The 21,827-nt window shown below is 71.6% G+C and carries 15 protein-coding genes; 10 read left to right on the top strand and 5 right to left on the bottom strand.

Annotated features, from left to right (window positions below; genetic code table 11):
* The first annotated feature begins 38 nt into the window (after positions 1–38).
* Entirely contained in the window at positions 39–3,872 is a 3,834-nt protein-coding gene (locus AB0I81_RS36535) for a Pls/PosA family non-ribosomal peptide synthetase (RefSeq protein WP_360666490.1), read from the top strand.
* The gene (locus AB0I81_RS36540) at positions 3,869–5,140 is read left to right on the top strand and encodes a M1 family metallopeptidase (RefSeq protein ID WP_360666859.1); all 1,272 of its coding nucleotides are present in this window, start codon (positions 3,869–3,871) and stop codon (positions 5,138–5,140) included. Before AB0I81_RS36535 ends, AB0I81_RS36540 begins: the two co-directional genes overlap by 4 nt.
* A gap of 8 nt (positions 5,141–5,148) precedes the next feature.
* Here AB0I81_RS36540 and AB0I81_RS36545 read toward each other — a convergent pair whose 3' ends face one another.
* The 3 genes from AB0I81_RS36545 to AB0I81_RS36555 all read right to left on the bottom strand — a co-directional run bounded on the left by AB0I81_RS36545 (position 5,149) and on the right by AB0I81_RS36555 (position 11,848).
* On the bottom strand, positions 5,149–6,555 hold the full coding sequence (locus AB0I81_RS36545; protein WP_360666492.1) for a glycosyl hydrolase: 1,407 nt from the start codon (positions 6,553–6,555) through the stop codon (positions 5,149–5,151).
* A 308-nt stretch (positions 6,556–6,863) separates the two neighbouring features.
* A complete protein-coding gene (locus AB0I81_RS36550; RefSeq protein WP_360666495.1) occupies positions 6,864–7,787 on the bottom strand; it encodes an arginase family protein in 924 nt (307 codons plus the stop codon).
* A gap of 32 nt (positions 7,788–7,819) precedes the next feature.
* A complete protein-coding gene (locus tag AB0I81_RS36555; protein WP_360666497.1) occupies positions 7,820–11,848 on the bottom strand; it encodes a glycosyl hydrolase 115 family protein in 4,029 nt (1,342 codons plus the stop codon).
* Positions 11,849–12,051: 203 nt separating this feature from the next.
* Here AB0I81_RS36555 and AB0I81_RS36560 point away from each other — a divergent pair, with 203 nt between their 5' ends.
* Positions 12,052–13,044 carry a LacI family DNA-binding transcriptional regulator gene (locus AB0I81_RS36560; protein ID WP_360666500.1) on the top strand — a complete coding sequence of 331 codons (993 nt, stop codon included), beginning with the start codon at positions 12,052–12,054 and terminating at the stop codon, positions 13,042–13,044.
* 114 nt (positions 13,045–13,158) lie between these two features.
* On the opposite strand, the gene AB0I81_RS36565 is transcribed toward AB0I81_RS36560, so the two are convergent.
* A complete protein-coding gene (locus AB0I81_RS36565) occupies positions 13,159–13,578 on the bottom strand; it encodes a MarR family winged helix-turn-helix transcriptional regulator (RefSeq protein WP_360666503.1) in 420 nt (139 codons plus the stop codon).
* 81 nt (positions 13,579–13,659) lie between these two features.
* Between AB0I81_RS36565 and AB0I81_RS36570 the strand changes: the two genes are divergently transcribed.
* A complete protein-coding gene (locus AB0I81_RS36570) occupies positions 13,660–14,550 on the top strand; it encodes an SDR family NAD(P)-dependent oxidoreductase (RefSeq protein ID WP_360666506.1) in 891 nt (296 codons plus the stop codon).
* 28 nt (positions 14,551–14,578) lie between these two features.
* On the opposite strand, the gene AB0I81_RS36575 is transcribed toward AB0I81_RS36570, so the two are convergent.
* On the bottom strand, positions 14,579–15,466 hold the full coding sequence (locus AB0I81_RS36575) for a MurR/RpiR family transcriptional regulator (protein WP_360666509.1): 888 nt from the start codon (positions 15,464–15,466) through the stop codon (positions 14,579–14,581).
* 115 nt (positions 15,467–15,581) lie between these two features.
* On the opposite strand from AB0I81_RS36575, the gene AB0I81_RS36580 reads away from it, so the two are divergent.
* Genes AB0I81_RS36580 through AB0I81_RS36605 form a run of 6 tightly spaced genes read left to right on the top strand, consistent with a single transcriptional unit; the run spans position 15,582 to position 21,824 of the window.
* Positions 15,582–16,715, top strand: coding sequence for a C45 family peptidase (locus AB0I81_RS36580; RefSeq protein ID WP_360666512.1), 1,134 nt, complete (start codon positions 15,582–15,584; stop codon positions 16,713–16,715).
* Positions 16,712–18,319 carry an ABC transporter substrate-binding protein gene (locus AB0I81_RS36585; protein ID WP_360666515.1) on the top strand — a complete coding sequence of 536 codons (1,608 nt, stop codon included), beginning with the start codon at positions 16,712–16,714 and terminating at the stop codon, positions 18,317–18,319. Before AB0I81_RS36580 ends, AB0I81_RS36585 begins: the two co-directional genes overlap by 4 nt.
* A gap of 5 nt (positions 18,320–18,324) precedes the next feature.
* A complete protein-coding gene (locus AB0I81_RS36590) occupies positions 18,325–19,239 on the top strand; it encodes an ABC transporter permease (RefSeq protein WP_360666518.1) in 915 nt (304 codons plus the stop codon).
* Complete coding sequence (locus tag AB0I81_RS36595; protein ID WP_360666521.1) at positions 19,236–20,075, top strand: ABC transporter permease; 840 nt, start codon at positions 19,236–19,238, stop codon at positions 20,073–20,075. Before AB0I81_RS36590 ends, AB0I81_RS36595 begins: the two co-directional genes overlap by 4 nt.
* Positions 20,076–20,118: 43 nt before the next feature.
* The gene (locus tag AB0I81_RS36600; RefSeq protein ID WP_360666524.1) at positions 20,119–21,060 is read left to right on the top strand and encodes an ABC transporter ATP-binding protein; all 942 of its coding nucleotides are present in this window, start codon (positions 20,119–20,121) and stop codon (positions 21,058–21,060) included.
* A complete protein-coding gene (locus AB0I81_RS36605) occupies positions 21,060–21,824 on the top strand; it encodes an ABC transporter ATP-binding protein (RefSeq protein ID WP_360666527.1) in 765 nt (254 codons plus the stop codon). Before AB0I81_RS36600 ends, AB0I81_RS36605 begins: the two co-directional genes overlap by 1 nt.
* Positions 21,825–21,827 lie beyond the last annotated feature (3 nt).

The raw sequence follows: 21,827 nt of genomic DNA on the forward strand, positions 1-21,827 counted from the left end.
GCCAAGGGCACCGACCGCCTGACTGCAGGGAGCAGCGTTTGCGTAGCGACTCGGTCGATGTACGTCCCAGGGCCGCGTCGGCGATCTATCCCGCCGGCGTGCTGGCACCGGCTCCGCGTACCTTGCTCGACATCCTCGACGAGACCACGCGCCTGCACCCGGACGCGCCCGCGCTGGACGACGGCACCGTGTGCCTCACCTACCGCGAGCTGCGCGCCGAGGTGGACCGCATGGCCGTGGAGCTCGCGGAGGCGGGGGTCGGCCGCGGCGCCAGGGTGGGCGTCCGCGTCGCGTCGGGGACGGCCGAGTTGTACCTGTCCATCCTCGGCGTGCTCGCGGCCGGCGCGGCGTACGTGCCGGTGGACGTCGATGACCCCGACGAGCGGGCCGAGCTGGTCTTCACCGAGGCCGGGGTGCACGCGGTCATCACCGACAAGGTGATCGTGCACGAGGGCGCGATGAACGACGGCGGCCCGCCCACGCCGGACGACGACGCGTGGATCATCTTCACCTCCGGGTCCACCGGCAAGCCGAAGGGCGTCGCGGTGACGCACCGGTCCGCGGCGGCGTTCGCCGACGCCGAGGCGGGGCTGTTCCTGCGGGACAGGCCGCTGGGCCCCGGCGACCGGGTGCTGGCCGGGCTGTCGGTGGCCTTCGACGCCTCGTGCGAGGAGATGTGGCTGGCCTGGCGGCACGGCGCCTGCCTGGTGCCCGCGCCCAGAGCCCTCGTGCGTACGGGCATGGACCTCGGACCCTGGCTGGCGGAGCGGGACATCACGGTCGTCTCGACCGTGCCGACGCTGGCCGCGCTGTGGCCGGTGGAGCACCTCGCCGGGATCCGGCTGCTGATCTTCGGCGGCGAGGCGTGCCCGCCCGAGCTGGCCGAGCGGCTGGCCGTACCGGAGCGGGAGGTGTGGAACACCTACGGGCCCACCGAGGCGACGGTGGTGGCCACCGCCGCGCCGCTCATCGGCGGTCAGCCCGTCCGCATCGGGCTGCCCCTGGACGGGTGGGACCTGGCGGTGGTCGGCGAGGCGGGCGAGCCGGTGGCGATGGGGGAGATCGGCGAGCTGGTCATCGGGGGCGTGGGCCTGGCCCGCTACCTCGACCCGGCCAAGGACGCCGAGAAGTACGCGCCGCTGCCGTCGCTCGGCTGGGAGCGCGCCTACCGCAGCGGTGACCTGGTACGCGCCGACCCCGAGGGCCTCGTGTTCGTCGGCAGGGCCGATGACCAGGTGAAACTGGGCGGGCGAAGGATCGAGCTCGGCGAGGTGGACGCCGCGCTGCAGGCGCTGCCCGGCGTCACCGGGGCAGCCGCCGCCGTGCGCACCGCGGGCGGCGGCCACCAGGTCCTCGTCGGGTACGTCGTCACCGGCCCCGACTTCGACGCCGCGATCGCGCGCGAACTGCTCGCCGACTCGCTGCCCGCCGCCCTGGTGCCCCGCCTGGCGCCGATCGAGGCGCTCCCGACCAGGACCTCCGGCAAGATCGACCGCGACGCGCTGCCCTGGCCGCTCGCCGCCGCCACCGAGCCCGCGGCCGAGCTGAGCCCGGCCGAGGAACTGCTGGCCGGGCGGTGGACCGCCATCCTGGGCGAGGCCCCGGCAGGACCCGACGCGGACTTCTTCGCCGGCGGAGGCACCAGCCTCGCCGCGGCCAGGCTGGTGTCCGTGCTGCGCCCCGACTACCCGGACGTGGCCGTGGGCGACGTGTACGCGAACCCGACCCTGGCCGGCCTCGCCCGGCTCCTGACCGACAGGGGCGAGCCCGAGGCCACCCGGCCACCCGTGACACCCATGCCACGGCGGGCCGCGCTGCTCCAGGCGTTACTCATGATTCCGCTGCTCACCGTCGGCGCCATGCGCTGGATCGTGCCCCTGGCCGCGCTCGGCAACGTGCTCGCGCCGCCGTGGGCCCCGGCAGTGTCCTGGTGGTGGGTGGCGCTGGGCGCGCTGGCGTTCGTCACCCCCATGGGCAGGATGGGCCTTTCGGCGGCCGTCGCCCGGCTGTCGCTGCGCGGCGTACGGCCAGGCGGCCATCCGCGCGGCGGCGGCGTACATCTGAGGTTGTGGTTCGCCGAGCAGTTCGCGGCCAGGCTCGGCGTCCCCGACCTGGCCAGCGCGCCCTGGATGACCTGGTACGCCCGGCTGCTCGGCGCACAGGTGGGCGCCGACGCCGACCTGCACTCGCCGCCGCCCGTCACGGGCCTGCTCAAGGTGGGCAGGGGCGCGTCGGTCGAGCAGGAGGTGGACCTCAGCGGCCACTGGTACGACGGCGACGTGCTGCACATCGGCGAGATCCGCATCGGCGCGGGCGCCACCGTCGGCTCCCGTTCGACACTGCTGCCGGGCACGAAGATCGGGAAGAACTCCCAGGTCGCCCCCGGGTCGGCGGTCGTCGGCACGGTGCCGTCGGGCGAGTTGTGGGCCGGCGTGCCGGCCTACCGTCAGGGCAAGTCGCGCAAGCCGGGGGAGCGGGCCGCCCGCTCCGGCCTCTGGACGGCGCTGTACGGCGTGACCGCCTTCGCGCTCAGCCTGCTCCCCGTCGCCGCCGCTGGGGCCGCGCTCGCGGTCCTGACCTGGTTCGCCCGCGACACCCGCACGCTCGGCGACGCGCTCGTCGCCGCCCTGGCCGGCGTGCCGGCCGCGACCGTCGCCGGCATGGCCGCCTTCGCCCTGCTCACGCTGGTCAGCGTGCGGCTGCTCGGCCTGGGCCTGCACGCCGGGCAACACGCGGTGCACAGCCGCCAGGCGTGGCAGGCGTGGGCGACCGGCCGGCTGATGGCCTCGGCCCGCGTCTGGTTGTTCCCCCTGTACGCCAGCGTGCTGACCCCCGCGTGGCTGCGGGCGCTCGGCATGAAGGTGGGCAGGGGCGTGGAGCTGTCCACGGTGCTCGCGCTGCCCACGATGACCTCCGTCGGCGACGGCGCCTTCCTGGCCGACGACACGATGGTCGCCCCGTACGAGCTCGACGGCGGCTGGATGCGCATCGCCACGGCGCGGATCGGCAAGCGGGCCTTCCTCGGCAACTCGGGAATGACCGCCCCGGGACGCAAGGTGCCCAAGGACGGCCTCGTCGGCGTGTTGTCGGCGACGCCGAAGAAGGCCAAGTCGGGCTCGTCCTACGTCGGCATGCCGCCCATGAAGCTGCGCCGTACCGCGGAGGAGGGCGACAGGAACCGCACCTACGACCCGCCCGCGCGGTACCGGGCGGCACGGGCCGTCGTCGAGGCGTTCCGCGTGGTGCCCGCCATGCTCGCGCTCGCGCTCGCCGTCCTGGCCGCCGCCGCGTTCGCGGCCCTGGCCGCCCGGTACGGCCCCGCCCCGGCGATCGCGCTGAGCGGCCTGGTCATGATGGCCGCGGGCGTGCTCGCGGCGGCGGTGGCAACGGCCGCCAAGTGGCTGCTGGTCGGCCGGATCAGGGTCGGCAACCAGCCGCTGTGGAGCTCGTTCGTGTGGCGCAACGAGCTGGCGGACAACTTCGTCGAGGTGCTGGCGGCGCCCTGGTTCGCGCAGCCGTGGCTGGGAACCGCGCCGCTGAACGTGTGGCTGCGCTCGCTCGGGGCACGCATTGGGCATGGGGTCACGTGTGACACGTACTGGCTGCCCGAGGCGGACCTGGTGACCCTGGGCGACGGCGCGTGCGTCAACCGGGGTTGCGTCCTGCAGACACACCTCTTCCACGACCGGGTCATGAGCATGGACACGGTGACACTGGAGGCCGGTGCGACGCTGGGCCCGCACGGCGTGGTGCTGCCCGCGGCGCGGGTGGGCACCGACACCACGATCGGCCCGGCCTCCCTGGTCATGCGGGGCGAGAACGTGCCGGGCCGCACCCGCTGGTTCGGCAATCCCATCTCGGCGTGGCGATGACGCCGTACTTCCCCGGGCACGGCGACCACCGCTACGGCGTCACGCACTACGACCTCCGGCTGGCCTACCGGGTGCCGGCCAACCGGCTCGACGGCACCGCCCGGCTGACCGTGTCGGCCGCCCAGACCCTCAGCGTGCTGGACCTGGACTTCGGCAAGCTGCGGGTCTCCGGCGTCACGGTGGACGGCTCCTTCGCCCGGTACGTGCACGGCCAGGGCAAGCTGCGCGTGACCCTGCCCAGGGCGCTGCCGGCGGGGGAGCAGGCCGTCGTGGAGGTGCGTTACTCGGGCAAGCCCGTCGCGGTGGCGAGCCCCTGGGGCGGGCTGGGCTGGGAGGAGCTGAGCGACGGCGCGCTCGTCGCCGGCCAGCCGATCGGCGCGCCGTCCTGGTTCCCGTGCAACGACCGGCCGGGGGACAAGGCGTCGTACCGGATCTCTGTGACGACGGCGTCGCCGTACCAGGTGATCGCCAACGGCGTGCTGGTGGCCAGGCGGCGCGGCGCCGGGAGCACCACGTGGATCTACGACCAGGCCGAGCCCACGGCCAGCTACCTGGCCAGCGTGCAGATCGGGCGCTACCAGATCTCCGAGTACGGCGGCGCCCGGCTGGCCCACCCGGCGCGGCTGGCCACCCGCGTGCGCTACGACTTCGCCCGGCAGGACCAGATGATGGCGCTGTTCGGCGACCTGTTCGGGCCCTACCCGTTCGCCGGCTACACCGTCGTGGTGGCCGACGACGACCTGGAGATCCCGGTGGAGGCCCAGGGCATGTCGATCTTCGGCAGGAACCACGTCAACGGCGGACGCGGCTCCGAGCGGCTGGTCGCGCACGAGCTGGCGCACCAGTGGTTCGGCAACAGCCTCACCGTGGCCTGCTGGAGCGACATCTGGTTGCAGGAGGGCTTCGCGGCCTACGCCGAGTGGCTCTGGTCCGAGGCGTCGGGCGGCCCGTCCGCCGGCGACCACGCCCAGCGGTGGCGGCAGCGCCTCGCCCAGCTCCCGCAGGACTTCGTGCTGGCCGACCCGGGCGCGTCGAAGTTGTTCGACGACCGTGTCTACAAGCGCGGCGCGATGACCCTGCACGCGCTGCGCGGCGCCATGGGCGACGAGGCGTTCTTCGCCGCGCTGCGCGCCTGGACCGCCGAGCACCGGCACGGGACCGTCACCACCAGGGAGTTCGCCGGGCACGTCCAGCGGCACACCCCGCGGCAGGTCGGGCCGCTGCTGTCGGCCTGGCTGCACGACAAAGCGCTGCCCGGCCCGACCTGACCGCTCGCTCATGCAGGCAGGGTCCACTTCTGGTTGGCGTTGGTGGTGCAGGTCCAGATCTGCAGCGGCGTGCCGTCGGCCGAGCTCTGCCCGGTGGCGTCCAGGCACCTGCCGGTGGCCGGGTTGACCAGGCGCTGGGTGGCGGCGTCGTAGGTCCACCGCTGGTTGGGGCTGCCGGCCGCGCAGTCCCAGATCTGCGTCCTGGTGCCGTCGGCGTTCACGCCGTCGCGCACGTCCAGGCACTTGCCGAGGGCGCGCAGCGTGCCGTCGGCGCCGGCCGTCCAGGACTGCGCGGTGCCGCCGGCGTCGCACGTGTACAGCTGCACCTGCGTGCCGTTGGCCGGGTTGGCGGCGGCGACGTCCACGCACTTGCCGCCGATGCCCCTGATCTTCCCCGCCGGGGAGCCGGAGCCGCCGCCGGTGATGGTGAACTCGCCCCTGTTGAGCACGCGCGGCCCGAAGTAACTGGCCTGCACACTGGCGTTGTTGTTGTACGAGGGGTTGGTCAGCCACTCGGCCCACACCATGAACCAGGTCCACCGCGGCTGGGCGTTGAGCAGGGCGGGGCTGGCCACGCGGCCCACCTCGGCCAGCGCGATCGGCTTGCCGCCGGCCACGTTGAGCATCGCCTGGTAGTCGGAGGAGGACGGCTCCATCTTCACCCACACGTCCAGGGAGGCCACGTCCGCGTACGAGCCGCCGGGCCAGTACTGGCCGATGGAGCCCATGTTGACGTCCTTGACGTTCCACACCCAGACGAGGTTGTTCAGGCCCTGGGCCGTGAAGTAGTCGTAGGTGATCTGGTAGAGCCTCCTGCTGCCGTTCGCGCCCGGCCGGCCGCCCCACCAGGACCAGCCGTCGTTCATCTCGTGGATCGGCCGCCACAACACCGGCACGCCGGCGTTCTGGAGCTGGCGCAGGTAGGGCAGGGCTTCGGCGAGCCGGTTCTTGTAGGCGTTGTTCAGGGCGGTGCCGTTGGTGACGAGCTGGCTCCACTGGGTGTCGGACAGGTGGCCGAGCACGCCACTGGAGTTCCAGCCGCAGGTGGGGCCGGTGGTGGGCGGGCACATGTGCCAGGTCAGCGAGACGACCGAGCCGCCCTGCCACTGCCGGATGGCCTCGTTGACCATGGTCTGGCGGCTCGCGACGTCGGCGGAGGCGAACAGGAAGTCGCCGCCCCACAAGCCCGGCGTCTGGCCGGTGATGCCCTGGGCGACGCGGGTGTAGCGGGTGGGGTCGCTGTTGGGCTCGCGGTTGTGCTGGCCGGACAGGGTGGAGGTGCCGGAGATCCTGGCCAGGAAGTTGATCAGGTCGGCCCGGGAGGCGGCGGGGAAGGCGTGGGCGGGCGAGATGAGGGCCGCGACGCAGATGAGCGCCAGTACGGCGGCCGACGCGAGGCGCTGGGGGGTGCGCATGGAAGGCGTTCCTTTCTCCGTGAGGGTCATGCGGCGGGGTAGGCGGCGACGTCGTCGATGGTGAGCGTGCCGGCGAGCGGGGCCAAGGAGAGAACCAGGAAGGCTGCGGCAAGACTCGCCCATCGGGGGGATGGCATGGCGGCACCTTGAACGGTTGCTTTACCGGATAAGTGAGCGCACCTTAGATCGCCCATCCGAACCGTGTCAATGCCTGGAAATCAACTGGTTAACTCTGCCATGCTCAGAGATAACTCGGTTAAGCGAATCGGGGAGGGCGCGCGGACGGTCGCATCCGCGCGCCCCGAGTGCTACTGGCCGGATTCGTGGCGGAGGAACACGCATTCCATCGCGACCTGGGCCGCGAGGCTGCCGGTCAGACCGGCGTGATCATGTGGAGGGCTGACGGTGTTGATGTCGAAGGCGGCGAAGTCGAGCCCGCGCATCCCGCGCAGGATGGCCAGCCCCTCACGGACCGAGATCCCGCCCCAGGACGGCGTGACCACGCCGGGCGCCGCGGAAGGGTCGAAGACGTCCATGTCCCAGCACAGGTAGATGGGCACGCCGGCGAACCGGTCCCGGATGTGCCCGACGAGCGCGGGCACGCCCATGGCCGTGAACTCGTTCATCGTGATGACCTCGTAGCCGAGGTCGCGGGCCACACCCACGACGCCCGGATGACCCTGATAGTCCGTGTCGCGCATCCCCACGTGCAGGGATCTCGCGGGATCGATCAGGCCCTCGGTGACGGCGTGCACGAAGGTGTTGGCGTTGTTGTACTCGTAGGGGTAAATGCCCTCGTAGGCATCGGTGTGCGCGTCGAAGTGCAGGACGGCGAAGCCGTCACGGTGACTCTTCAGCGCGCGCAACTGAGGGAGGGTGACCGCCCCGTCGCCGCCGAGGGTGAGCGGCACCGCGCCCGCCGCGAGGACGCGGGAGAGCGCGGCCTGGATGGCCGGGAAGCTCTCGCCGACGTCTCCCGGCCGTACCTCGACGTCGCCCAGGTCGACCGCGCCGAGTTTCTCCAGCAGGTCCACCCCGAACCCGTCGAGGTGCTCGGCGACGAGCGCCGAGTGCGCCCGCACGTGCGCGGGGCCGGACCGCGCGCCGATGCGGGTGGGGTGGTACCCCATGTCGAACGGCACTCCCAGCACCGCGAGCTTGCCGGCGGACAGATCGTGGCCGGCGGGCACCCCGAAGAGGGTGCCGACCGGCAAGACCGATAGGTGATCCATGACCGCCATTCAACCCGCCGAAGATCAAGGGCTCATGACGTGGTGGCACTCCGTTCGCTCGGGGTCTGGAAGCCGGTGAAGCCGGGCGTGTTGTCCGTGGTGAGGGCGATCTGGTTGAGCACCAGCCCGGCCTCGCGAGGCGCCAGCGAGATCTTGTGCTCGCCCGGCTGGAGCGCCAGCGCGGCGGCGGGGACGCTCGTGCTGCCGTACCAGGTCTCGGTCCCGGTCTCCGGCCCGGACTTGCTCGACTGGTACCGCCACTGCCCGTCCACCAGCACGTGATAGGAGTCGGCGTCGGGGTTGGGGTTGCTCGAGTTGACGAACAGGTAGTACGTGCCGCCCGTCCGGACGTTCACGGTGAAGTCGAGCCGCGGTGGTGCGCCCGCCGCGGTGCTCCCGTTGACCTTCTGCGTCGGGCCGGCCTTGAACAGCGCCTCGGCCTCCGCCGCCGTGGTCGCCAGCCACTGCGCCTTCGCACTGGCGTCGGCCGGCGGGACGACCTGGAGGCCGTTTCGGGCCAGCGCCCAGCCGTGCGTGCCGTTGTTGCTCTCGGCCGCGTTCGCGGAAGCGCTCTTCTCCAGCGCGTCGGCCGCGTCGATGACGGCGGAACCGTCCCGCTCCTGGTAGGGGCCGACCGGAGCCCCCTCTGCGCGGCCCACCGTGACGGGCGCCACCCAGACCTCGCCGCCGGCGGTGATGGAGAGCTCGGCCTTCCCGGCCCGGTGCCCGGTGACGCTCACCTGGCCGTCCCGCACCGCGACCGACGCGGCGGTCCGGTTGTCGGACTCCGCGGCCGTGACCTCCCGTACGCCTTCGACCGTGGTCGTCTCGCCCACCGACGTCCGGATCGCGGGCAACCTGCGCAGCTCCGGCATCGTCTCGGGGAGAGGCGCCACGGTGGCCCGCTGGGGTGCGGCGATGTTGTTCGGGCTCTCGGGCGGGCCCACGAGGCCGTCGCCGGCCGCGCCGGCGCGCGTCTCGATGATGATCCGGTCGAAGAGGATCGCCGCGTCCGAGCGGTAGACCACGAGGTCGTGCCAGCCCGGCTCGGTCACCTCGACGGTGAAGCTCAGGGGTTCGATGCCGTGCATGACGTTGAATCCCCAGGGGCTGGTGCTCGTGCCCGCGACCGAGTTGCCGCGCAGCAGGCTGGGGGCCTGGCCGTCGAGCCCGATCGCCGTGCGCGCGGTACGCGGCGTGCCGTCGTCCTCGGTGCCTTCGTTCAGCGTCGGAATCCGGTAGAAGGTGCCGGTGAACTTCCCCGTGGAGGTGAAGTGGACCCGGTACTTCAGGCGGGCGGTCGTGTCGAAGCCGGAGTCGACCCGGCGCGCGATCTCCGGGAAGCCGCCCATCGACGCCCCGCGCTGGCCCACGCCCTCAAGAGGGGCCCACCGGCTCCCGTCGGCGCCGGGCACGTTCTCGGCGAAGTGCTCGGCCTCCAGGGCCACGTAGCCGCCCGCCTCCAGGTGGGAGGGCTCGGCGACGCGGCGCAGGTCCACGGCCGCCCGCTGCGCGTCCACCGTGAACGTCGCTACCGGGTCGCCGGTCTTGGCGCCGTCCACGGCGTTGTAGACCCGGATCGTCCCGGTCGCGGCCGGATGGTTCCCGGCGACCGTCACCGTGACCCGCTGTTCGGTCGCGGTCGTGCCCGAGCGCCGGGACAGGGTGATCCACCGGGCGTCCGCCTCGGCGACCCACTCCTGCGGGTCGGCCACGTCGGCCCGCGAGAACACGTCGAAGAACCGCTGGTCGGACGCCGCCGCAGAGTTGAACGTCAGCGTGCCGCCGCCGGGCTCCTTGCTCCCCTCCGCTGCGGCGCCCACCGAGTCGGCCGGGGTGGCGACCCGGGCATACCGGTCGTTGGTGAGCATGACGGCGCCCTCGTTCGGGAAGCCTTCCGGATGGCTGTGGCCGATGGCGTCGTCCCACTTGCCGCCGCTGATCGTGTTCCAGTGCTCCTCGTCGGTGAAGATGCGCTCCCGGGCCTGCTTCGAGAGCAGTTCGTAGCTGCCCGCGCCGGCGTAGCGGCCCTGGGCGGCGGCGAACCGGTTCTTCCAGTAGTAGCCGATCTGCTCGGCCATGTTGCGGTAGGACTGCACCCGGTGCAGCACCTGCTGGTGGAAGGCGGCGCGGTAGCGCGGGTCGAGCCTGGCGGAGACGCCCTTGAGCGTCTTCACCAGCTCGTTGGCCTCGTTGATGTAGCGCTGCAGCTCATCCCCGTGCGAGGTGGCGCTGAACGGGAAGACCTGGCCGTTGTGGATCCTTCCCGAGTTCGCGTTGGAGGAGTTGATCTCGCCCCAGAACTCGGCGCGCTTGGTGTTCTCCAGCACGTCGAACCTCCGCAGCGCGTCGGTGACCACGGCGGCGTCGCGGCCCTTCAGCCGGAAGTCGCGCTGCAGGTGCCCGGTGAGGAACTTACTGCCGATGTTGGTGTCGTCGTGGCCCTTGACGTCCCACGCGAGCTTGGCGAACAGGTCGAGCTTGATCTCACCGGGCTTGATGTCCCCGACGTTGAGGACCCAGTAGCGCCCCGCGCCCGAGTTCCACGCTCGCCGCAGCTGCTGCACCATCAGGGACATCGGCGTCGAGTTCAGCCAGAGGTAGCTCTTCGGCTCACCCCAGTAGGAGATGTGGTAGTAGACGCCGTTCCCGCCGGACCGGGCGGCCTCGGCCCGCGTGGGCATCTGGCGTAGATAGCCCTGGTTGTCCTCGGCCCACATGAGGTTCACGTCGGCGGGGATGTGGTCCTTCAGCCCCGCGTTGTAGAGATCGTTCATCTCCTTGTACGGGATGAACACCTGCGGCACCGCGTCGGGGCTGCCGTGGATCGCCGCGATCAGCTTGCGCTGCTCGCGGATCACGTCGGCCAGCATGTCCACCTTGTCCTTGAACCCGTACGGGTTGCCGGGCGTGAACACCGGATCGCTGTCGTGCACACCGCGGATGCCCAGCGCGAGGATGTTCTCGAACTCGGCGTTGGCCGCCACCCGCTGACGCCAGTACTCCAGGATCGCGGGCTTGTTGATCGAGTAGTTGAAGGCCGCCACGGCGTCCGGGCCCTTGATGTCGAGCGCGTCCTTGTTGCGGGCGTACCACTGCCGCCACTCACCCTCGTTGTTGCGCAGCATCAGCTCCGCGTGCGAGGAGGAGGCCACCACGCCGTACGCCGCCGCCTCGCGGGCGTTGATCGGCGTCCCGTTGTCGTACTTGCCGGTGTCGGTGACCGCGTTGAAGGCCGTCGAGGCCAGGTGCATGGCCGGCCACACCGTGTTCAGCCTGAGCCGCAACATCAGCTCGAAGACGTGCCGGTAGTAGTTGACGTCGGGCGTGCCGTCGCCGGTGGGGAACTTCTTCTTCGCCCACGCGACGGTGCGTTCCTCGTCGTTGACGAAGATCCCGCGGTACTTGACGTCCGGCCCGTCGTCCACCCGCGCCCTGCCGTCGACCTCGATGGCGTCGCGCCGCCTGACCGGCACGTCGCTGTACCAGTACCACGGCGAGACGCCGATCTCCTCGGAGATCGAGTAGAGCCCGTAGATCGTCCCGCGGGCGTCGCTGCCCGCGATCACCAGCGCGCTGCCGACCCCCGGGAGCGGGTTCCTGACGGTCTTGGTGGCGTACGCCTCCCACTTGCCCTTGATCCCGGCGGCCTCGTCGAACTTGCCGGCCGCGACGATCCCGTCGATCAGCCGGCTCCGGCCGAGCTGGCCGACGATGATCGCGCTCTTCTGGCCCGCGGCCTCGGTCAGCAGGGCAGGCAGCCTGCGCTGGTCGGCCTCCGCCAGCCGCGCCTGCTTGGCCGCCTCGTCGTCGGCGAACAGGCTCTGCACCTCACCGGGGTCGATCGCCCCGGTCACCATGGCCACATCCTGGCGCAGGTCCTGGACCGCGCGGCGGACCTGCGTGTAGTCCCGGCCGCCGTGATCGCCGCCGTAGGACGGGTCGATCAGGATCGGCGCGGTCGTGCGACCGTTGAAGATGGTGAAGCCGGCCGGCGCCGCCTGCGCGGGCGTCACACCCGTCGCCGCCAGTAACGCGGCCAGCAGGGTGCCGGTCGTCACGGCCGATAACCACCGTCTGGCCCGACCTCGCGATTTTGCGCTCGTCGTGCTGCACATCTCGACCTCTTTGCCCGGGCTGCGACACCCCTCGATCGTCTGGTCCGACACGTCATCGTGTGGGCCGGCATGATCGCAAAGTAAGTAGGCGCGACAACTTCTGCAAGGTGTTGCCAAAATTTCCATTTTCGTGGCTAGATGCGTTCGTGGGGCCCACCATCTTCGACGTCGCGCAGGCCGCCGGCGTGGCCGCCTCGACGGTCTCCAGGGCGTTCAACAAGCCCGGCCGGGTCAACGAGGCGACGCGGCAGCGGATAGTCGCCGCCGCCGCACGGCTCGGCTACCGGCACCGGCCGCAGAACCGCGCCCTTCCCGGCCTGCGTCACCGCACCGTCGCCCTGGTGCTCTCCGACATCACCAATCCGCACTTCTTCGAGCTGATCCGCGGCGCTGAGCAGCGTGCGAAGGCGTCCGACGTCACCCTGGTGATCGTCAACGCCGAGGAGTCCCGGCGCATCGAGGAGAACCAGATCCGCGATCTGGCCGCCGGCGTGGACGGGTTCGTGCTGGCCTCCAGCCGGCTCGACGACGACGTCCTGCGCGACCTCGCCAGGCTGCACCGGATCGTCCTGTTCAACCGGGAGCTGCCCGGCTTGACCAGCGTGACGTTCGACACCGTCGCCGGTTGCCACCAGATCCTGGAACACCTGGCCTCGCTCGGGCACCAGGGCTTCGCCTACTGCGCCGGGCCGCCCGGTTCCTGGATGGGCGCGGCGCGCTGGGCGGCGCTGAGCTCCGGGGCCGAGGCGCGCGGTCTGACGGCGCACCGGATCGGTCCGTACGTCCCGCACGTCTCCAGCGGCGGGGCCGCCGCCGACGGAGCGCTGCGCACCGGGGTGACGGCGGTCGTCGCGCACAACGACCTCCTGGCGATCGGCATCATCCGGCGCCTGGCCCAGCGCGGTGTCCGGGTTCCTGACGACGTCAGCGTGATCGGGTTCGACGACATCTTCGCCGCCGACTTCGTGCATCCCTCGCTGAGCACCCTGGCCGGGCCGGGGTCGCACGCCGGCCGGCTCGCGGTGGAGCTGCTGATCGAGCAGCTCGGCGCACGGTCACAACGCGCGGGCGAGGCGATCCGCCTGCCCACCGAACTGGTACTCCGCGACTCCTCCGGCCCAGCGGGCCCCCGCACCTGAGCTCGGCGGGACCCGCACCTGAGCCCGGCGGGACCCGCACCTGAGCCCGGCGGGACCCGCACCTGAGCGTGGCACAGCGGAACCGCTGACCCCCTCATCCGGGTCGGACTTCCCTCAGCCGGGGCGGACGACGCGATTCAGCAGGCCCATGAGCTGCCGTAGCTCGCTGTCGGTCAGTGCCGCCAGCGGGGTCTTCTCCAGCGTCGTCCGTACCAGCTCGTCGCGCACCTGGCGGCCCTTGTCGGTCAGGACCAGGACGCGGGAGCGGCGGTCGGCCGGGTCCACGGCGCGCTCCACCAGGCCCCGGTCGGTGAGCTGGTTGGTGATGAAGGTCAGGTTGGGGGCGTTGCAGTAGAGGCGTTCGGCCATCACCTTCATCGAGGGTGGCGGCTCGTCCGGGTCGATGGCCCACAACGCCTGGAACGTCGCCGGTGTCAGCTGGTGGCCGGACAGCGCCTGCATGATCAGGTCGTTGGTCCGCATCCAGATCTCGTGGGTCGCGGCGACCACTGCGGTCAGCTCGGGCGCGGTCATGCGCCCACTATATCGACGTTTCGAGACTCGAAGGATCGTGCTAGCTTCAATGCTTCGAGACTCGAAACAAAGGAGGATCTTGTGAGAGACGACTTCCGAGGTATCACCGCGCTCGTCACCGGCGCGTCCAAAGGGCTGGGGCGGGCGTACGCGCTGGAGCTGGCGCGCAGGGGAGCGCGGGTGATCCTGCTGGCCCGCTCGGAGGGTGACCTGCGCGAACTCGCCGCCCAGATTCGCGAGCACCACGGCAGGCCGGCCGCCGATGCGGCCGCCGGTGACCCGGCCGGACGGGACGCCGGGGCGGTCGTCGAGCGCCTCGCCGCGCCGGACGCCGAGGTGATCGTTGGGGATCTTGCCGCGCCGGACGGTCCTGAGCGGATCCTGCGGGAGTTGCGCGATCGTGGCCTGACCGTCGATCTGCTGCTCAACAACGCCGGCATGGGCAGCGCGGGACCGTTCCTCGGCCGTCCCCTGGAGCCGCAGCTGCTCTCCGTCGGGCTCAACGTCAGTGGCCTGCTCGCGCTGACCCACGCGATCGGGAACGAGCTGGTCGCCCGCGGCACCGGCGGCATCATCAACGTCTCCTCCACCGCGGCCTTCCAGCCCATGCCCTACCAGGCCAGCTACGCCGCGACCAAGGCTTTCGTGCTCTCCTTCACCGAGGCGCTGGCCGAGGAGCTGCGCGGCACCGGCGTCCACGTCATGGCCGCGCACCCCGGCGCGATCGCGACCGGCTTCTTCGACGGCACCACGGCCACGATCGACCCCAGGGCCGCCGACACGCCGGCCAGAATCGCGGCGAACACGCTGGACGACTACGCCAGGCGGCGCGCGGTCTCCTACCCGGGCCGGGCCTTGAACCGGGCCCTGACCTGGCCCGCACGCCTGCTGCCACGCACCGCCGTGGTACGGGTGGCCGGCCGGTTCAACCGCTGGCTGCGCATGCACGAGGTCGTCGACCTCCCCCAGTGAGCCGGTGCGAGGGGGTGAACGCGGGGGGTCACTTGCTGGTGGGGCGGGGGCCGAGGAGTTGTTCGCGTAAGGCGCTGAGCTGGTGGGAGTGCTCGACCGAGCGGGACTCGTCGAGCGAGTTGAGCGCCAGCAGCAGCGCGTCGGCCACGATGATGCCGGTCAGCGGCTCGGCCGTGATGCCCGTGGGGGTGTGCGGGGCCGCCAGGGTCGCGTCCACGCGGTCGGCGAACGAGCCGCCGAGCTCGTCGGAGATCAGCACGATGCCCGCCCCCACCGCGTGCGCCCGGTCGATCAGCACGGTGATCTCCTTGAGCCGGCGGCCGGGCTGGAAGATCACCAGCACCTCGCCGTGCGAGAGCAGGAGCAGGTCGTCGGCCAGGGCGAAGCCGGTCGCCGACACGGCGCGGGCCCGATGGCCGCGCCGGTTGAGCTTGAGCGCCAGGTGGTGGGCGGCCGGCTCGGAGGCCCCCGCGCCGTAGACGAACACGCCGGGCGCGTTGACCAGCAGCTCCACCGCCTTCTTGAACGCCTCCGCGTCGAGCAGCCTGCTGCAGTGCTCGACGCGCTCACGGGCCTCGTCGAACACCCGCTCCCAGATGCCCGGCAGGTCCTGGCCGACATGGCTGATGCGCTGCTTGAGCCGCACGTCGGGGGGCACGGCAGAAGTGAACTCGGCCGCCAGGGCACGCTTGAGCCCCGGCAGGCCGCCGAAGCCGAGCCGCTGCATCGTGCGTACGACGGTGGCGTTGCTCGTGCCCGTCGCGGCGCCCAGCTCCTGGGCGCTGGCGAACAGGATCTGCTCCGGCGAGGCGGAGATCAAGTAGTGACACACCGCCCGCTCGGCGGGCGACAGCTCCTCCCAGAGCTGTCTGACCTGCACCCTGAGCTGCTCGATCGGACTGTGTGTATTTTCCATTACGGCTCTTGACTCCCGTGTAGCGCTCATTACTCTTGCTTGGAAACAGCCGCTACAGAGTCCGCCGTCCCCTGAAATGAACGTTACAGGGTTCCGGCCGGTCCAAGGAGCACCATTGAGTCTCACTTCCCTGCCCCTCGTCGAGATCTCCGGCGCTCCACGCGAGCGCGGACGGCAGTACGGCGAGCAGGCGCGTGTGCGCATCGAGCGGGCGCTGACCTACTACGCCGAGGCGTTCGCGCACTCCAGCGGCCTGGCGTGGGAGCAGGTCGTCGAACGCGCGGCGCGCTGGGCCGAGCCGAGCAGGGCGTTCGCGCCCGACCTGGTCGAGGAGATGGAGGGCATCGCCGAGGGCGCGGGCATCGGCTTCCTCGACGTGCTCGCGCTCAACGCCCGTGGCGAAATCATCTACGACACCACCTTCAGCTCCATGGAGCCCGACGGGTGCACCTCGTTCGCGCTGCTGGGCGAGGCGTCCGGCGACGGGCACGTCTACGCGGGCCAGAACTGGGACTGGCGCGACGGCGTCCGTGACACGCTGATGGTGCTGCGGGTGGTCCAGCCCGGCAAGCCCACGGTGATCATGCATGTCGAGGCGGGGCAGGTCGGGCGGCAGGGGGCCAACTCGGCGGGCATCGCACTCAACGCCAACGGGCTCGGCGGCCGTTTCGACGACTCGGTGGGCGTGCCGCAGACCCTGGTCAGGCGGCGGGTGCTGGACAGCGGCGACCTCAACTCCGCGCTGGAGGCGCTGACCAAGTCGCGGGCCCACATCGCCAGCAACGCGCTGGTCACACACCGCGCCGGGTTCGCGATCGACCTGGAGACCACGCCGGGCGCGGTCGGCTGGATGTATCCGACCGGCGGGCTGCTCGTGCACGGCAACCACTACCAGGCGTTCGTGCCGCCGCAACTCGCCGCGTCCTACCGGCCCGGCTCGGCCGACTCGTTGTTCAGGGTGCCGAGGGCCGAGGAAGGGCTGCGTACGGTACGCGAGGCGTCCGGCACCGACGAGGCCCGCAAGCGCATCAGGCTCGCCATGTCCGACCACCTGGGCTACCCCGAGTCGCTCTGCACCCACCCCGACGAGAACCAGCCCGCCGTCAAGCGGTGGGCGACCCTGCTGTCGAGCTGCGTCGACCTCACCACGGGCGACTACTTGATCGCGGCCGGCACGCCCTGCGACCACGAGTACGAGCGCGTGCCCTGGAACCTCTACGACGGACCGCATGGAGTGGTGACCCCGTGAGAAGACTCATCCCCCTGATCGGGCTGGCCGCGCTGGTCGCCGCCTGCGGCGGCCCCGCCGCCACGACCAAGGGCCCCGACCCCGCCAAGCTCACACTCGTCGAACGCACCGCCAAGGCGACGGGGCCGGTCGACAATGCCGTGTGGCTGCTCACCGAGGAGCCCGGCACCCTCGACCTCGACCTCGACGGCGGCACCCCCAACCGCACGGTCATGGCCAACGTCTGCGAGCGGCTCATGCAGACCCAGCCCGACATGACGGTCAAGCCGTGGCTGGCGGAGAAGGCCGAGCAGTCTGACCCGAAGACCATGGTGCTCACGCTGCGCCGGGACGCCACGTTCCACGACGGCTCGCCGGTCACGGCCGACGACGTGGTGTGGAGCCTGAAGCGGCACGCGGAAGAGGGCAGGGACGAGTCCGACGAGTTCGAGGACGTCGAGTCGGTCGCCAAGACCGGCGAGCACGAGGTCACGATCGCCTTCAAGCGGCCCAACTCGCTGTTCGTGCAGGCCATCGCGGGTGGCGCCGGGATCGTGCTGAACAAGAAGGTCGTGGAGCGGCTCGGCAAGGACTTCGGCACGCCGGGCAAGGAGGACGCCTGCAGCGGGCCGTACCGGCTGAAGGAGTGGGCGTCCGGGTCGAAGATCACGATCGAGCGGTACGACGCGTACTGGAACAAGGCCGTCAAGCCGCTCACCAAGAGCGTCACCTTCCAGTGGGCCGATGAGACGGCGCTGGTCAACAGCCTGGTCACGGGGTCGGCGCAGGGGGCCTACCTGTCCGACCCCGGGCCCGCGGTGGCGCTGCAGGCCAACCAGGGGGTCAGTGTGGCCTACGGCGCGACCACGCGGGTGTTCGTGCTGCTGCCGACCGATCGCGGGGTGCTGAAGGACGCGAAGGTCCGGCGGGCGTTGTCGCTGGCCGTGGACCGGGCGGGTATCGCCAAGTCCGGGTTCGCGGGGCTGGCCAGGCCGTGGAAGGTGCCGGTCGGAGCCGGGGCCTGGTCGTACGAGAAGGAGGCGTTCCAGAAGGCGTACGACGAGTTGCCGGGCGCGCCCGAGTCGCCGCAGGTCGAAGAGGCCAAGAAGCTGGTGCGGGAGGCCGGGTCGCCGAAGGAGCCGATCATCGTGGCGACCAACGGCGAGCAGTCCCGCACGGTGATCGCCAACGCCGTCGTGGACGCGGCCAAGAAGATCGGGCTGAACGCGCAGATCAAGACCGTCCCGGCGTCAGAGTTCGGCAGCTTCTATACCGACAAATCGCTCCGCGCGCAGGTCGACCTCGTGCCCGACGACTGGTACATCACCAAGTCCGACCCCGTCGGCTTCTACGACAACGGCCTGACCGGCTCGGCCAACAACTGGGTCGGCTTCAGCTCGCCCGCATACGACAAGCTCGTGGCCAAGGCGCTGGCGACCACCGACGACGCGGCCCGCGCCAAGGACGTCATCGAGCTGCAGCGGCTCTTCACCGCCGACATGGTGTGGATCTCGCTGGTCGAGGTGCCCAACGCGGTCGTGCTCGGCGGCAAGGTGACGGGACCGCCCGCCTCCCAGGTCCATATGGGCTATCCGTGGGCGGCCGATCTCGGGGCCAAGGGCTGAGGCCAGTGGTCCGCAAGCTGGCCGGGCTGGTCGCCACGCTGCTCGCCACCTCATTCGTGATCTTCGGGGCGTCCTACGCGGCCCCGGGCGATCCGGTGACGTTCCTGGCGGGCGGCAAGGAGAACCTGACCCCCGAGTACCTGGCGGCCATTCGCGCCCAATACCACCTGGACGACCCGTTCCTGGTCCAGTACGGGCGCTGGCTCGGCGACGCGGTGACCGGCGACCTCGGCCGCTCCACGCAGTACAACGACCAGGTGTTCGACCTGCTGCTGGCCCGGCTGCCGAGCACGTTCGGGCTGGTCGCGTACGCGGCGGTGCTGTTCGTGGTGTTCGGGATCGCGCTCGGGGTGCTGGCCGCGGTGCGCGGCGGGCGCACCGACGCGGCCGTCGTCGCGGGCACCACGTTCGCCACTTCGGTGCCGCCGTTCGTCATCGCCACCGCGCTGATCTCGCTGTTCGGCGTGCAGCTCGGCTGGTTCCCGGTCATGGGCGGCGGCTCGCTGTGGCATCTGACGCTGCCCGCCGTGACGCTGGCGCTCGGCGCGCTGGCCATCATCAGCCGGGTGACCAGGCAGGCCATGATCGAGCAGCGCGAACTCGACCACGTGAGCGTGGCCCGCGCCTCCGGCCTGCCCGAGCGGCTGATCGTGGTCAGGCACGTGCTGCGGGGAGCGCTCGGGCCCATCGTGACCATGTGCGGGCTCGTCACGGCCGGGATGCTGGCGGGGACGGTGACCGTGGAGACCGCGTTCGGGCTCAACGGCATCGGCTCGCTGCTGGTGCACGCGATCAACACCCACGACTTCCCCGTGACGCAGGCGGTGCTGCTACTCATGGTTGCCGCCTACATCGCCGTGACCACGCTGGTCGACCTCGTCCAGCCGCTGATCGACCCCAGAGTGAGGAGGCGGGCATGACCACCGCGATCGCCACGCTGTCCCCGAAGACCGCGCGGCCCCTCGGCTACTGGTTGTCCTCGGCCTTCCTCGCGCTGGTCGTGACGGCGGCGGCGCTGGCCCCGCTGGTGGCCCCCTACCAGCCCGACGCGGTCGACTTCGCCGCCACGCTCGCGCCGATGTCCCCCGAGCACCTGCTCGGCGCCGACCAGTCGGGCCGCGACCTGTTCACCAGGATCCTGTACGGCGCCCGCACCTCCCTGATCGGCCCCCTGGTGCTACTGGCCATCGCCTCGGTGCTCGGCGTCGCGCTCGGCACGCTGGCCGCCTGGCACCGGGGCTGGGTGGACGCCGTGGTGTCCCGGCTGACCGACGTCATGTACGCCTTCCCCGGGCTGCTGTTCGTGGTGCTGATCGTGGCGGTGTTCGGCAACGGGATGACGACGGCGGTGGTGGCGCTCGGGCTGGCGTACACGCCGACGATCGCCAAGTACACCAGGAGCGTCGCGCTGGCGGAGTGCGCCAAGCCGTACATCGACGCCTACCGGGTGCAGGGCATGGGCGGGTTCACGATCTGCGTGCGGCATCTGGTGCCGAACATGGCGCGCTCGCTCGTCGGCTACCTGGTCGTGCTGTTCGGTGAGGGGCTGATGAGCCTGGCCACGCTGAGCTTCCTCGGGTTCGGGGCGCAGCCGCCGTCCTCCGACTGGGGGCTCATGGTCAAGGAGGGGCAGCCGGCGATCGTGCAGGGGGCGTTCCTGCCGGTGCTGGTGCCGGGCGCGGCCATCGCGCTGGTGGTCGTGTCGTTCAACGTGATCGGCGTGCGCGTGGCCGACCGCATGGGCGTGAAAGCGTGATCGGCGGGCGCGTGGACGACCGCATGGGCGTGAAGGGGACGTGATGCTGCTCTCGGTGGAAGGGCTGACGATCGAGGCGGGCGGCCGGCGGCCGATCCTGCGCGAGGTGTCGCTCACGGTGGGCAAGGGCGAGATCGTGGGCCTGGTGGGCGAGTCCGGGTCGGGCAAGTCCACGATCGCCCGCTCGGTGCTGCGGCTGCTGCCGGCCGGCGCGCGGGCGTCGGGGCGGGTGGCGGTGTCCGGCGACGACGTGCTCACCATGTCCCCGGCCGCGCTGCGCGACCTGCGAGCCTCCCAGGTTGCGATGATTTATCAGGATCCGCGCTCGTCGCTCAACCCGGTGCGCAGGATCGGCGACTTCCTGACCGAGCGCATGGTGCTCACATTGGGCCGCCCCAAGGCCGAGGCCCGCGCGCGGGCCCTGGAACTGCTGGCCGCGGTCGGCATGCGCGATCCCGAACTGCGCATGCGGCAGTATCCGCACGAGTTGTCCGGCGGCATGCTCCAGCGCGTGGTCATCGCCGCCGCGCTGGCCGCCGACCCGGCGCTGCTGCTGGCCGACGAGGCGACGAGCGCGCTCGACGTCACCACGCAGGCCGAGACGCTCGCGCTGCTGCGCCGGGTGCAGGCGGAACGGCAGCTCGGCATGTTGTTCATCACGCACGACCTGCAGCTCGCGGCGGCGTTCTGCGATCGGGTGCACGTGCTCTACGCGGGCACGGTGGTGGAGTCGCGACCGGCCAAGGAACTGTTCGAGGATCCGCGGCATCCGTACACGGCCGGGCTGCTGGCCTGCACGCCCGAGCTCGGCGACCCGCGCCCCATCCGCCCCATCCCGGGCCGGCCGCCGTCCCTCGACGACGCCTTCACCGGCTGCCCCTTCGCGCCGCGCTGCCCGCACGCCACCGACGCGTGCGAGCGGTGGCTGCCCGAGCCCGTGACCGTATCCGGCGGTTCCGCCGCCTGCCGCCTGGTGGAGGCCTGATGCTCGCCGTACGCGACCTGTGCAAGACCTACGGCCCCACGACCGCCGCCGACGCGGTCTCCTTCGACCTGGCCGCCGGTGGCTCGCTCGGCCTGGTGGGGGAGTCCGGCTCCGGCAAGACCACGATCGCCCGCATGCTCGTCGGCCTCGTCGCCCCCGACTCGGGCACGATCACGGTGAACGGGCGTGAACGCCTCTCGCGTGAACGCGGCAGGGTCGCCCGGTTGCGCAGGGCCAGGGAGATCCAGATGGTGTTCCAGGATCCGTACATCTCGCTCGACCCCCGGCTGAGTGCCGTCCAGTGCCTGCACACGGCGCTCAAGCTGCACGGCCGGCCCCTCTCTCGCGCCCCCGAACTGCTCGAACAGGTCGGGCTTGGCACCCGGGAGGCCGGGGCCCGGCCGCATCAGCTCAGCGGCGGCCAGCGCCAGCGGCTGGCGATCGCCAGGGCGCTGGCGGTGGAGCCGTCGGTGCTGGTGCTGGACGAGGCGGTGGCCGCGCTCGACGTGTCGATCCAGGCGCAGATCCTCGAACTGCTCGGCCGGGTGCGGCGCGAGGCCGGCGTCGCGCTGCTGTTCGTCAGCCACGACCTGGCCGTGGTGCGGCACCTGTGCGAACAGACGCTGGTGCTGCACCACGGGGTGGTGGTGGAGCGAGGGCCGGTGGAGCGGGTGCTGGCCGAACCGGAGCATCCGTACACGCGGCTGCTGCTCGACGCGGTGCCGCGGCCCGGCTGGGACCCGGCCCGGGTCGTACGGTCCTAGGGC

Origin of the sequence: Nonomuraea sp. NPDC050404, assembly GCF_040655495.1 — a bacterium.
Lineage (GTDB): Bacteria > Actinomycetota > Actinomycetes > Streptosporangiales > Streptosporangiaceae > Nonomuraea.

Coding starts and splice junctions, on each gene's coding strand:
- AB0I81_RS36540 (WP_360666859.1), top strand. CDS start 3,869: ATGACGCCGTACTTCCCCGGGCACGGCGACCACCGCTACGGCGTCACG.
- AB0I81_RS36545 (WP_360666492.1), bottom strand. CDS start 6,555: ATGCGCACCCCCCAGCGCCTCGCGTCGGCCGCCGTACTGGCGCTCATC.
- AB0I81_RS36550 (WP_360666495.1), bottom strand. CDS start 7,787: ATGGATCACCTATCGGTCTTGCCGGTCGGCACCCTCTTCGGGGTGCCC.
- AB0I81_RS36565 (WP_360666503.1), bottom strand. CDS start 13,578: ATGACCGCGCCCGAGCTGACCGCAGTGGTCGCCGCGACCCACGAGATC.
- AB0I81_RS36575 (WP_360666509.1), bottom strand. CDS start 15,466: ATGGAAAATACACACAGTCCGATCGAGCAGCTCAGGGTGCAGGTCAGA.
- AB0I81_RS36595 (WP_360666521.1), top strand. CDS start 19,236: ATGACCACCGCGATCGCCACGCTGTCCCCGAAGACCGCGCGGCCCCTC.
- AB0I81_RS36600 (WP_360666524.1), top strand. CDS start 20,119: ATGCTGCTCTCGGTGGAAGGGCTGACGATCGAGGCGGGCGGCCGGCGG.
- AB0I81_RS36605 (WP_360666527.1), top strand. CDS start 21,060: ATGCTCGCCGTACGCGACCTGTGCAAGACCTACGGCCCCACGACCGCC.